The organism is Methanobrevibacter millerae (assembly GCF_001477655.1).
Lineage (GTDB): Archaea > Methanobacteriota > Methanobacteria > Methanobacteriales > Methanobacteriaceae > Methanocatella > Methanocatella millerae_A.
Genome location: NZ_CP011266.1, coordinates 2,290,887 through 2,303,802, shown reverse-complemented (window position 1 = coordinate 2,303,802; position 12,916 = coordinate 2,290,887). Strand labels below are relative to the sequence as shown.

Sequence of the window (12,916 nt, the reverse complement as noted above, 5' to 3'; positions counted from 1 at the left end):
ATGGAATATGTGATTTTTAATCCTGAAATTCATGATTCAAAACTGATTGCAGAATACAGGTATGAAGTCGACTTCAGGACTTTTGACATGCTTTTTAAAAACAAACAAAAGGCCATTTCGACAATTGAAAAAAGCATAAAGCAGGATGACTGCATAAAATTAATCTATGATAATGATGAAATAATAGGGATGCTGACTTGCTATACTCATGACAAAAAGCCAAAATCTCGTATCAATTCATTAAGGCTGTTGATAGTTGGTATCCTGGATCATTTTGTATTGTGCGACATTAAAAAGGGTGATTTGTATATTGCAGAAATTGCCATAGATAAAAATCACCGCTCAAAAGGATACGGAAGCAAGGTAATTCATGATGTTTTGGATTATGCCCGTAAAAATAACTATAAAAGAGTAATTTTGGATGCTGATTTTAGAAATACCGGTGCAAAGGCTTTGTATGAAAAAATAGGCTTTAAGGTCTTTAATAAAAAATCCTTCCTAAAAAGGGGAATGTACAATATGGAGTTCATTGTTTCCTAGGGAGCCTTCTTATGGCATCATAAACTCTCATTGAATTGTTCTTGTCATTGAACAGGAAATATGCTTTGATGCGCTTTACATATTCTTCTTTTATCTCACAATTGGTTTTCATGTATTCAATGATTTCGTTAACAAGTTCATCTTCGCTTTTGCAAACCTCACCAAAGCCCATAGTTTCATAATTGAAATAACTTTCCTTCAAGTTGAAGTGATAGTCTTCACTGTAATGATAATATAAAACCGGCTTGTTCAAATATGCAAAATCAAATGCAACAGAGGAGTAATCTGTAATTAAAAGGGAGCTATGATTAAATACTTTTTTATATTTTTCGTGTTCATAGTCTATTTTAACTCGCGGATTTCTGTCAAATAAATCTATAAAATCATAAACATTCGGGTGGGGTTTAAAAACAATTGTATAATTGTATTTTTCAGCAGCTTCAATTAATTTTTCATTATTTATCAATGAATTGAATCTTTTAAAAAATTGTGAGTTTAAAATAACTTCATTGGATTTAAATTTAAGATATCTTCTCCATGAAGGCATAATTAAAATTTCTCTTGAATCCTCTTTTTTTTCAAGCTTGTCAAACCTAGGAAAACCGAGCAACTTGACTGTTTCTCTTTTATAATTGTAAGGATATTCAAAAATTGATTTATATTCGAGCTTTGAAACGGTCAAAAAAATTGCCAGATGCTTATCATATTTGTTTAACCAGGATGAAACATTGTCTTTGGTGATCCCGTGCTGTAAAAATATTGTTTGGGATTTCAATAGTCCCGCAAAATAGGGATAATTTCCCCAGAATGGGTAAATGATGTTGTTGTCGGGGTGTGAAGTAATGATTTTTTCAGCAAACAATGCAATAAAACGATGTTTTATAGATTTAAAATGTAAAACATTACCTATTTTTTTCATATCATCTAAATCTTTACTGTCTTTTCGTAAAACAAAATATTTTTTAATGTTCGGGTCTTTGTCTTGCGCATATGAAAAGATTTCTCTTCCGTTATCATCTGCCATTGCAGGCAAATCCATAAATAGCCATATTCTTTTGTTTCTAAGGAAAGGATATGCAATTATATACATTACTCTTAAAGGCACACCAGTTTTATATCCTTTTTCCTGTTTTCTAAGCATCCCTGAAATGGTTTTAAATTCTTTTTTTATCCAACCAACAGTGGTTTTTCTTTTAATTTTGATGCATTTACCTTCCAGTGAAGACAAGTAATCTTTGGTTTTTGCATAGCCAACAACCGTTGAAAAATTACAAGGTCTGGAGAAATCCACATACAAATCAAGATTATTAGATTTAAATTTTATTTCATATTCCTTTTCAATGTCCAATGGAATTTCAAATTCAAAGGAATAATTGGTTGCATATTTATAGCTTAAACTGTATTTATCTCTTTGTGGGAATTTCAATTCATTCAATTCAATTTTTTCATCGTTAACATAAACATCAACAGTATTTTTTAATATTGTGTGCAAATCTCCTAAAACATATAATGTATTATCTACGATTTCATAGATATCAATATAAACTGTATTCAACTTTAGTTTTTTGACTACAGTATTTTCTAATTCTTTATATTCTGGAGTATTTTTCTGATTTTTGTATTTGAAAAATAATATGTTTGCCTTTAAAATATCTGTCAAATCATTTTGGTCATATATTACTTTATCGTCAATATATTGAATAATTTCATGAAGCTGTTTTCTCAGCTGTTTGATTTCCACTATCGTTAGAATTTTATTGACTGATGAGATAGCAAACATCCACTGTAAATCATACATTATGGTGTATTGGATAAATAATGGAACTTCACCGTATTCCTCAATGCTTTTGTCAATTAAGAATTTGAAATAATATTTAGCACGATCATTGAAATAATCCTTTTTGATGGAAGAATTATCGATAAGGGAGGATTTTTCTTCTCTTTTTCTATAATAATACTTGCCGCCAACACAAAAACCAATATTGGGATTTTTTAAAAGCATCTGATTTATAAAAACAACATCTTCAGATACCGAAATGTTTGAATTGAATTTCAAATCTCCAATTGCCTCTCTTTTAAAAAAACATGATGATGATGACAATTGTATGTGATTTGGATGTTCAAATAGGTTAACGACCTTATTTTTGTCATATTTGAAGTTGAGAATATGCTCTCCTTTTTTTTCACCAAAAAAATGTATCGGTATTGAAACCATATCGACAACATCTTCATGTTCATTGAAAAAGTTCAAAATGGCTCTAAAAGTAGTTGATGTGACATAATCATCACTGTCTAAAAAATTAATGTATTTTCCTGTAGCATGCTTAAGACCAATGTTTCTGGTTTCTGATGGACCTAAATTTTCATCATTAACTATGTACTTAATATTTTTCGGATATTTTGCTTTGAATCTATTGCAAATTTTGTCCGTATTATCTGTACTGGCATCATTGACGATGATGATTTGGATATTTTTTTTAAAATCAAGTGTTTGGTCAATTAAGCTATTAATTGTTTTTGAAATCCATAAATCTGAATTATATGCAGCAATAACTACAGAAAACTTGAATTTATCCATTTAATAGCCAACCAAAAAATATTTATTTTCTTCTTCTTTCAAATTCTTCAAACAATTCGTCTATTTCAACACCTTTATAAACGAGCAATAATAATGTATGGAAAATCAAATCAACAGATTCGTAAACAAGATTTTCATCGTTTTTACTAGCTATTAATACTTCTCCTGCCTCTTCAGCGACTTTTTCAAGTATTTTATCTTCTGCTTTTTTATCGCTGTCCTGCATTATTTTTGATGTGTATGAATCAATTGGATTGTCCCTTCTGCTTTCAAGGACTTCCCATACTTCTCTGATTATTTGTTCATTCGCCATGTGCTTCACTGTCCTGGATACTTTCTGTAATAGCAATCAATGGGTGTTTGTCATCATCAATAATATTGATGTCTTCAAATTTCCGAATTCCTGCTTTGTCTGCGGTTTTTTCCATACCTAACTTGATGTCCTGGCCTAAATCCACAACATATGAGTCTACGGTTTCACATCCCATCTGTTTTGAAGCTACAGCTCTGTGGTGTCCGTCAACTAAAATCCATCTCTCTCCTGTCTTTACAACAATTGCAGGTTCAGCCAATCCCATTTTTAATTCATAACTTCTTCCTTCAAGTTCGTCTGCATAAACTCTATCCTGTGTAGGTCTTAACTTGTCAGTTGGAACTTTCATTCTTTTCAGTGTGGTTTTGATACCGTATAACTGTTCCATGGTATTCTTAAAGTATTCCACTTTATTTGGTGTTGATCTTTCAATATGTGAACGAACCATATCTGTATTAGTTATTATGCCCACTAATACTCCATTTTCATCAACAACAGGCATTCTTGATATTCCACGTCTAAACATTACGCGAGATGCATCATTAATGGATAAGTTTTCATTAGCGACAACCAGTTTAGTACTCATTATTCCACTAACGTAATCTTGCCAATCTTTAGCTACAATATCGAATGCTGTTACCATTCCTACAAGTTTGTTATTTTCAACAACAGGATAACTGTTGTGGTGACTTTCCTTCATCAAAGTGATAATCTGTTCCGTTGGAGTATCTGGAGAAACACTGATAACATTTTTTGTCATGTAATCTTTTACAAATGATTTTTTTTCTGCCATGATAATACTCCTTTATAAATTTTCTTTTAAAAGCTTTACAGTTTCACCAGGATCAGCTTTTCCACGAGTCAATCTCATGACCTGACCAACAAGGAAATTGAGTGAAGCTTTCTGACCATCGTGATAATCCTGCACTGCTTTAGGATTTTCATCAATAGCCTGTTTGACTGCAGCCAACACTTCATCGTCTTTGACAACACCAAGCAATCCTAATTCCTCAGCAATTTCTTTAGGAGATTTTTCATTGTTTGGCATTTGTTCGATTATTCTTTGGCCTGCTTTTGTTGTGATTTCTTTATTTTGAAGCATGTTTAGGAATTCAACTAAATGTTCAACAGTAATTCCGCTGTCAGCATAATCTAATTTGTTGTATGATAATACTCTTTTAAGTTCATCTCTCATCCATTTAGCAGCAAATACTGGATCAATTTCTTTTACAACTTCTTCATAAGCTATTGCCAAGTCAAGCTCTGAGGTCAATACCTTAGCGGATTCCTCATCAATTCCATAATCTTTAACGAATCTTTCCACTTTGTGGTGAGGAGCTTCAGGCATGATGTCTGCTACTTTTTGAATCAATTCATCTGGAATTTCCATTGGAGGTAAATCCGGGTCTGGGATAAATCTATAATCGTCAGCATCTTCTTTTAATCTCATTCTTGTGGTAATCATTTGGCTTTCAATGTAAGCACGAGTTTCCTGTTGGATTTCAACACCTCTTTTGATGAGATTTTTTTGTCTTACAATTTCAAATTTCAATGCTCTGTATGCACCTTTGATGGAGTTAACGTTTTTCATTTCCACTCTATTTCCACCATTTAATGAAATGTTAACGTCTGCTTTCATTGAATTTTCTCCACGTGCAGCACCGCTGTATTGTAAAACACGAATGATTTCTTTTAAAAAGTTTCTAGCTTCTTCAGGAGATGTGATATCAGGTTCTGTAACAATTTCCACTAAAGGAATTCCTGAACGGTTAAAGTTAACAATACCTCTGTCAGGTTTGTATTGACCAGGGTCTTCTTCAATGTGGATTTCCCTAATTCGGATTCCATTCAATTCTCCTTCATAACCTATAGGTACGGATGTTCTTTGATATCCTGAAGATAAATCAGGATAATCGTAATGCTTTCTCATGAAATATGTAAAACCTTGGTCTATCTTACAGTTCAACATTAAAGCAATCATCAATGCATTTTCTATTGCATGTTGATTGGTCGGGTGTGGTTTAGCCCCCGGCTGATTTAAACAAATTGGACATATGTTTTGATTGATTGGTGCCTCATTAAAATTTGTTGGGCAATCACAGAATAATTTTGATTCCGTTTCTAATTGTACGTGGATTTCAAGTCCACACATCATACTAAAATCGTCGCTAATATTAACTCCTCCTTTGGAAATTTTTTTAAAAAAATTTATATTATTATAATATATATAATATGGAGTTTATAAAGATTATCGAAAATTAGTCTTTTAGTATTTATTTTTCAGAGATTCTTTAATATATCTTTTAATAAATTTATCCAAATCCGGTGAAACATCACTTTTCATTTCGCCTAATTTTGATTTATCGGTAAATGTTCCTTTTAATTGTCTTCCAGCCCATTTGACTTCTTCTTCAACTCTTTTTCCATATTTTGTTCCAAACATTTTAAAAAGAGGGAATTTTGTTATTCCATTGGCTCCGCTTAATATTAAAATTCCAATGTTGGCGAGGTTATCAATCCATGTTCCGCATATTATTTCAATTTCTGGAAATTCCAAACGCACTCTTGCAACTACCTGAGCATAATAAAGTGATGCGGGTTGTGATTTGTCTGCATAGATGGTTTCTTTGTGGGGATTGAGTGAGTAAAAAATTACTCTATCGATTTCATGTTCTCGAATGTAGTCAGTTACATATTCTACATCATCCAATGTTTCGCCAAGGCCTAATATGATGGTTATTGCCTTTTTGAATCCTAAATCTCCTGCAGTATCCAGCATGCTGCTGATATCATTTAGGCTTTTACTTGGACATACATTATTATGAATTTGGGGATTTGCTACCTCAACGGCACCTGTTATTCCTTTGATTTCAGATCCGTATTCTTCCAATTCATCAGTGATTCCAGTATTCAGCCAAACACCATCGCCGGTAATATATTTAATTTTTGTGGCAATTTCTTTTATTTCCTGTGTGGTGAATGACTTGTATCCTCCAGATAGAAATTCAATATTCCAGTTCAGGCGTTTGCACATTTCAGCCTCTGCATAAATGTTACTTACATTTCGCCTTGCCTTTCTTGGATCTTTGATTTTATCCTTTTGGGTAGACATGTAACAGAATGCACAGTCTCCCTTGTCGCACCACCATGATAAAAACACTGCACGCTCTAATGTAACTAAATCGCCATGTTTTTTCAAGGTCAAATCATTGGCATCTTTGATTAAATCGAATATATTGGAATCCATAATTTTCAACTATTGCAATTAAATTTATATATTAGTTTGTCCTAACTAATTAATAGTGTTTTTCGTATGATTTTTGTTTTTATCATAAAATGTGTGGAAAAAACATAAGTTTTATATACTAGTAAAAATATATGATAAAATACTGTTTAAAGTCTTTTGATTTTTAAACATGGGTAATATTTGGTTAAGATGGTGGGTTATCATATGCCATCGTAGCTCAGTAGGTAGAGCGTTCGGCTGTTAACCGATTGGTCACAGGTTCGAGCCCTGTCGATGGCGCTTTTAGGGCCCATAGCTTAGCCAGGTAGAGCGTCCGGCTCATAACCGGAAGGCCATGGGTTCGAACCCCATTGGGCCCATGTTACTAAACTTTTATTCATTTGTATGCTCCGGTGGTGTAGTCCGGCCAATCATTTCGGCCTTTCGAGCCGAAGACTCGGGTTCGAATCCCGGCCGGAGCATTTAAAAAACTTGTTAAGATTTTTAATGGTTTCTGATTCACTTTCGTTTATAAGCGGGGGTGCCCGAGAGGCCAAAGGGGACAGGCTTAGGACCTGTTGACGCAGGTCTACCAGGGTTCAAATCCCTGCTCCCGCATCTTACAAATTTTTTTATTTAATTCATATATTTAATTGCCGGGGTAGGGTAGGCGGTCATCCTCCGGGACTGTGGATCCCGGGACTCGGGTTCGAATCTCGGCCCCGGCCCCATTTATAAACTTATTTTTTTGGTGTTATTTTTGGCAAAGAAAGGTTCTGCTGAAGAAAGAGATTTAGTGCATAAACTTTGGGAGAGAAATTTTGCAGCTATGAGAGCTCCCGCCTCTGGAGGAGCTACTAAAAGACCTTTGCCGGATGTTGTTGCAGGAAATGGTAAATTATACTTGGCCATTGAAGTAAAAACAACAACAAAAGACAAGATTTACATTGATGGAGATCAAATAGATGCTCTTTTGGAATTTTCTAATATTTTTGGTGCCAAATCATATATAGGAGTCAAATTCAAATATACTAAATGGCTATTTTTAGAACCTGAAAACACTGAAAGAACAAGAAACGGTAATTATAAGGTTGAAAAAGACTTTGCCTTAGAAAAAGGTTTGGAAATAGATGAAATTGCTGGCATTGATAAGCAAATGAAATTTGAATAATAAACTTTATATACTAATTAAAATATATTAATTATTGAATGTTATGTGTGGGGTTATAGTGTAACCAGGCATCATCTGGGACTCCAGTTGTCTTTGAAGAAATATACGCGTAACTGAACAGTACTTGTTGTGATGATCAATTGGAGTACTGAGGCAAGAGAAATCCCAGGATCGGGGTTCAAATCCCTGTGACCCCATTTTTATACTAAACTTTTTTTACTACTTTTTATAATAACTATTTTTATGAATTCCAATAATATTGTATTTATTCAAGGTTATCACATTGATTGTAATTACTATTTGATTGATGATATGTTGGTCGATACAGGATCAGGTTATTACGATGACTATTTGACATCACAGCTTGAAAAGCATGGTGTTAAACCTGAAGACATTTCTTTGGTTGTCAATACTCATTGTCATTTTGACCATATGGGAGGAAACCACCTTTTTGAAAATGCAGAGATTGCAATTCATAGGTTGGATGCGATTTCTATAAAAAATAAGGATGATTTGGGAACTTCCATGAACGTATTTGACAATCCAGGCAATTTGAGGGTTGACACTGAGTTGGAAGATGGGGATGAAATCAGAGGATTTAAAGTCATTCACACTCCGGGTCACACTGCTGGAGGAATCTGCCTGTGGGATGGTGTTAATTTGATTTCCGGAGATACCATATTTTCCCATGGTGGTGTTGGAAGATTTGATATCGGCGGAAATTATGATGATTTAAAAGAATCTGTTTTTAAACTAACAAAATTGGATGTAGTTAACTTGCTTCCAGGACACGGACCTATTGTGGAAGGAAATGGAAGTCAACATGTTAAATTATCATACAGTCAATTTTAATTATTTTTCAAGTTTTTTAGAAACTTTGGAAAAGGATCCTCTTTTTACAAGAACAGAAACTTTTTCTCCACGGGCGATGATATTATCGCTTTGTGGAATTACTAATTTTCCATTTTGATACATCGCAATTATGATGAAATCTTTTGTTGGGGAAATGTCCTTGATACGTTTTCCGACAACTTTGTCATTAGTAATGGTCATATCAAATATTTCCGCATCTCCTTCTCCAAGAGATATTAAATCTGCCACGTTTGGCCTTGTAACTTGTTTTTCTAAAAATCCAGCTGCTGTTATTTCAGGACTGATTACGTTATCGATTCCAACGGCCTTGAATGCTTCTTCATGGTCAGGATTACTTACACGTGCAATGATGTTTGGAACATCATATTTTCTAACTAGAATGCATGATAATAAGTTTGCTTCGTCATTTCCTGTTGTTGCAATAAAGAAATCAGCGTCTTCAATGTTTGTTTCTTCAAGCAATTTTGAATTGGTACCGTTTCCACAGATAACTAATGCATCAAGTTCTGCGGCAGCTTCATTGCATAATGATTCATTGTCATCGATTAATGTTAAATCGTATCCGTCGTCAATCAGTAAGTTTGCAAGGGATAACCCTACACGTTCAAGTCCCATAATAATTATATACATTTAATCACCATTTATGTTTAAATAATGAATATTGTATTTTCTATATTAATAAAGTTATCTTTTAAATATTTCAAAAATGGCTCTTAATGTAATCAGTACAGGATAGATTTCCAGCCTTCCAATCCACATGTTAAAAATACTTATAAGTTTTAGTTGTGGTTGAAGTACTTGTGTTATTTGTCCAATTTCCAGACCTACATTTCCCTGAATTGACATTGTATAAAATAGTCCAACAACTGGGTCATGTCCACATAAGCATATTAATGCCCAGGTTATCAAGATACAAATCATATAAAGAGTTATGTAGTTTCCACTTTGAGCTACTGCTTTGTCAGGGATTTTTTGACCGGAAATTTGAAGCGGGACAACTCTGCCTTCAGGAGATAATATTTCACGCAAATGCTTGTAGGTTCCTTTAAAAAATGTAATTACTCGTATCAGTTTTATTGCACCTACTGTAGATCCGCTAGACCCGCCTATGGTCATTAATGTCATTAGTACAATAAGCACGAATGGGGGCCAGGTCCCCATCACTGTTGAAGGTTGCACACTGGCTCCAGTTGTTGTAACGGCGGATACAACAGTAAATAACAGTTCAATTGGAATGATATTCGATGCTAAATACAAAATGATTGTTGATGCAGCTATTAATGTAATCATTACTTTAAATTGCAAATCATGAAGCAATGATTTTCCACGGGTTTTAATAATTTTATAATGAACTAAAAAGCTGGTAGCACCTAAAATCATCAATACTATTGTTATAAAATAGATTACGTCATTTTGATAAAATCCTATATTTGCATTTTTGATGCTCATACCTCCTGTTGATATGGTGGTGAACGTATTGCAGATTGAATCAAAAACAGGCATTCCGGCAAGCAAATATAAAATTATTCCTGCTGCTGTATAAATCAGATAAATTTTAATGGTTTGGATAAGTGTTGCTTTGGTTGATGGTTTGATACGGTCTTCACGTGCTTCGGACTGATATAATTTTGCAGATGAAGTACCGGGCTTTGTTAAGATAGCTATAATCATAACAACAACCCCAAGACCCCCAACCCATTGTTGTATGGCTCTAAAAAATAGTATGCTTTGAGGCAGGACTTCCACATCTGAATATATTGTAATTCCACTTCCGGTAAGTGCAGACATGCTTTCAAACATGCCGTCTATAATATTAATGTCAGTAACGAAATACATTACGAGTCCGCAGATAATACATGCCCATAACCAGGATAATGATGAAATAATCATACCATGCTTTAATCGCATTTTGTGATTTGAATACTTATCGAAAACTTTTATACAAATAAAACCGGCACAGACTGATATTATTGCAGGTATTACATATCCTACAATATTGAATTCGAAATATATCAAGTCAACAATGATTGGAACCAAACACAGGATTCCTATTCCTATCATCAGCATGCCTGAATTTCTTGCTATGATAAACAAATCAGTCTTATTAATATATCTCATAAATGTGCCTTCAAAATTTAATACAAGTTTAATTTTGAATAAATATATATATAAATTTTTAAGTAAAATAATATTATTATGGATAAAAAATCTATCATTTTTCTCGGAATAAGTATTTTAATACTTGTTGTAATGCTTTATTTTGTAGGAATAAATGATGTTATAAATGCTTTGAAAGTAGCGGATTTAAGATTGATTCTTATTGCAATTATTATGCAACTGTTCACCATTGTATTGTATACTATAAGGTGGAAATCCTTGAATGAAATTGCAAATATGGAATCTAAAACATCCAAACTCCTTCCCATGGTATTGGTTGGTCTTGCAGTTAACAATATTACTCCATCAGGTCGAGGTGGGGGAGAGCCTGTAAGGGCATATTTATTGTCCCGTGAGGAAAACTATCCTATGGAGGAGACTTTTGCGGCTGTTGTTGCAGACAGGGCACTTGATACTTTTCCATTTGTAGTTTTAGCTGTTTTAACGATTATCGGAATGGCTTTGTCATTTAATTTTTCACCAGGTCTTCTTGCATTGATGGTTGTTGCTGTTGCGGCAATTGTTGTACTTTTGATAATGCTGATATACATGTGTATCAATCCTGGTTTTGGAAAACGGGTTGATGGCTGGATTATTGGTCTTGTCAGAAGGTTTTATAAGAAAAACTCTGATGAACTGGAAGAAAAGATCCATGGAGTAATAAAAGGTTTTCAAGACACCATGAATATGGTGATACATAACAAGAAAGTATTGTATTATGCATTGCCGTTATCCTTTTTAATTTGGATTTTTGAAATTTTGAGAGTATATTTTGTATTTTTGGCATTCGGTGCGTCAGTTAATCTGATAGTTATCGGGGAAGTATTCATTTTGGCTTCACTTGCTGGTATGATACCTCTTCTTCCGGGTGGTCTTGGGGCAGTTGACGGTATAATGATAATATTTTATACCGCAGCAGGTATCACTGCATCCATTTCAGCAGGGGCTACGGTTATTGAAAGGCTAATTTCATTTTGGATGCCTACAATTTTGGGTATGGTGATTTTGCCACATTATGGTTCATCAGTTCTCGATAAAATCTCATTTGGATCAGATTCAAAAGAAATATCTGATGAAGAGGAAGATGACTAAATAGAAAACTTTATTTTATTTTATTTTTAGATATTTTAGTATAGCAAAAAATTATTTTTTGTATTATATATTGGTGAAATTATGGAAATTAATGGCGTAGAAATACAAGATACCTTTGCTGAAGGTTTCGGAATTAAAGTATCTAGATTGATTATTACTGCTGCTACTAAACATTTAGCTAAAATTGCAGCTACTGAAGCTACTGGTTTTGCTACTTCAGTTATCGGATGTCCTGCAGAAGCAGGTATTGACCAATACGTTCCTCCAACTGAATCTCCAGATGGAAGACCTGGTTACGCAATCATGATTTGTCACATGTCCAAAAAATCTTTAGGCGGACAAATTATGGACAGAATCGGTCAATGTGTTTTAACCGCTCCTACTGCAGCTGCATTCAATGCTTTAGAAAGTGAAGAATCCTTCCCAACCGGAAAACAACTCAAATTCTTCGGTGACGGATTTGAAACTGAAAAAGATGTAAATGGTAAAAAAATGCACGTAATTCCTATCATGTCTGGTGAATTCTTAGTAGAAGATGAAATGGGCTGGAAAGATGGAGTAGCTGGTGGAAACTTCTTCATCATGGCTGACAGTCAAATGGCTTCTATTGTTGCTGCTGAAGCTGCTGTTGATGCTATTCACGCTGTTCCTGGTGTAATTACTCCTTTCTCTGGTGGTATGGTTGCTTCCGGTTCTAAAACTGGTTCCAAATACTCTTTCATGAGTGCATCTACCAATGAAAAAGAATGTGTAACTTTAAAAGATCAAGTAGAAACTGAATTACCAGAAAACGTATTCGGAAACATGGAAATCGTTATTGACGGTGTAGATGAAGAATCCGTTAAAGCTGCTATGAAAGCAGGTATCGAAGCTGCTTGCCAAGTTCCTGGTGTTATTGAAATCGGTGCTGGTAACTACGGTGGAAACTTAGGTCCTTACCAAATCAAGTTACAAGAATTATTCTAG

Annotated in this window: 12 protein-coding genes and 6 tRNA genes; 11 read left to right on the top strand and 7 right to left on the bottom strand. The window is 34.0% G+C overall.

Annotated features, from left to right (window positions below; translation table 11 throughout):
- Positions 1-540: a GNAT family N-acetyltransferase gene (locus tag SM9_RS10480; protein WP_058740087.1), complete on the top strand. Its 540-nt coding sequence runs from the start codon at positions 1-3 to the stop codon at positions 538-540.
- Here SM9_RS10480 and SM9_RS10475 read toward each other — a convergent pair.
- The 5 genes from SM9_RS10475 to SM9_RS10455 form a co-directional block, all read right to left on the bottom strand.
- A complete protein-coding gene (locus SM9_RS10475; protein ID WP_083495903.1) occupies positions 527-3,118 on the bottom strand; it encodes a bifunctional glycosyltransferase/CDP-glycerol:glycerophosphate glycerophosphotransferase in 2,592 nt (863 codons plus the stop codon). The two genes, SM9_RS10480 and SM9_RS10475, sit on opposite strands and share 14 nt — an antisense overlap.
- A gap of 22 nt (positions 3,119-3,140) precedes the next feature.
- Positions 3,141-3,431, bottom strand: coding sequence for a phosphoribosyl-ATP diphosphatase (gene hisE, locus SM9_RS10470; RefSeq protein WP_058740086.1), 291 nt, complete (start codon positions 3,429-3,431; stop codon positions 3,141-3,143).
- Positions 3,421-4,224, bottom strand: a complete 804-nt coding sequence (locus SM9_RS10465; RefSeq protein WP_058740085.1) for a CBS domain-containing ParB/RepB/Spo0J family partition protein — start codon at positions 4,222-4,224, stop codon at positions 3,421-3,423. The genes hisE and SM9_RS10465 overlap by 11 nt, the downstream gene beginning before the upstream one ends.
- Positions 4,225-4,236: 12 nt before the next feature.
- Complete coding sequence (gatB, locus tag SM9_RS10460; protein WP_058740084.1) at positions 4,237-5,586, bottom strand: Asp-tRNA(Asn)/Glu-tRNA(Gln) amidotransferase subunit GatB; 1,350 nt, start codon at positions 5,584-5,586, stop codon at positions 4,237-4,239.
- Positions 5,587-5,697: 111 nt separating this feature from the next.
- The gene (locus tag SM9_RS10455) at positions 5,698-6,678 is read right to left on the bottom strand and encodes a radical SAM protein (RefSeq protein WP_058740083.1); all 981 of its coding nucleotides are present in this window, start codon (positions 6,676-6,678) and stop codon (positions 5,698-5,700) included.
- Positions 6,679-6,884: 206 nt separating this feature from the next.
- Here SM9_RS10455 and SM9_RS10450 point away from each other — a divergent pair.
- The 8 genes from SM9_RS10450 (at position 6,885) to SM9_RS10420 (ending at position 8,680) form a co-directional block, all read left to right on the top strand.
- Positions 6,885-6,957 (top strand) — tRNA-Asn (locus SM9_RS10450).
- 6 nt (positions 6,958-6,963) lie between these two features.
- Positions 6,964-7,037: transfer RNA gene (locus SM9_RS10445), tRNA-Ile, on the top strand.
- A 27-nt stretch (positions 7,038-7,064) separates the two neighbouring features.
- Positions 7,065-7,139 (top strand) — tRNA-Glu (locus SM9_RS10440).
- A gap of 53 nt (positions 7,140-7,192) precedes the next feature.
- Positions 7,193-7,275: transfer RNA gene (locus SM9_RS10435), tRNA-Leu, on the top strand.
- 37 nt (positions 7,276-7,312) lie between these two features.
- Positions 7,313-7,388 (top strand) — tRNA-His (locus tag SM9_RS10430).
- Between the two features lie 29 nt (positions 7,389-7,417).
- A complete protein-coding gene (hjc, locus tag SM9_RS10425; protein ID WP_058740355.1) occupies positions 7,418-7,828 on the top strand; it encodes a Holliday junction resolvase Hjc in 411 nt (136 codons plus the stop codon).
- Positions 7,829-7,877: 49 nt separating this feature from the next.
- A tRNA-Trp gene (locus SM9_RS12100) sits at positions 7,878-8,025 on the top strand.
- Positions 8,026-8,071: 46 nt separating this feature from the next.
- Positions 8,072-8,680, top strand: a complete 609-nt coding sequence (locus SM9_RS10420) for an MBL fold metallo-hydrolase (RefSeq protein ID WP_058740082.1) — start codon at positions 8,072-8,074, stop codon at positions 8,678-8,680.
- On the opposite strand, the gene SM9_RS10415 is transcribed toward SM9_RS10420, so the two are convergent.
- Together SM9_RS10415 and SM9_RS10410 are read right to left on the bottom strand one after the other, a co-directional pair.
- Positions 8,681-9,331, bottom strand: a complete 651-nt coding sequence (locus tag SM9_RS10415) for a potassium channel family protein (RefSeq protein WP_058740081.1) — start codon at positions 9,329-9,331, stop codon at positions 8,681-8,683.
- 54 nt (positions 9,332-9,385) lie between these two features.
- Positions 9,386-10,819: a TrkH family potassium uptake protein gene (locus SM9_RS10410; protein ID WP_058740080.1), complete on the bottom strand. Its 1,434-nt coding sequence runs from the start codon at positions 10,817-10,819 to the stop codon at positions 9,386-9,388.
- 78 nt (positions 10,820-10,897) lie between these two features.
- Between SM9_RS10410 and SM9_RS10405 the strand changes: the two genes are divergently transcribed.
- A complete protein-coding gene (locus SM9_RS10405; RefSeq protein ID WP_058740079.1) occupies positions 10,898-11,950 on the top strand; it encodes a UPF0104 family protein in 1,053 nt (350 codons plus the stop codon).
- Positions 11,951-12,031: 81 nt separating this feature from the next.
- Positions 12,032-12,916: a formylmethanofuran--tetrahydromethanopterin N-formyltransferase gene (gene fhcD, locus SM9_RS10400; RefSeq protein WP_058740078.1), complete on the top strand. Its 885-nt coding sequence runs from the start codon at positions 12,032-12,034 to the stop codon at positions 12,914-12,916.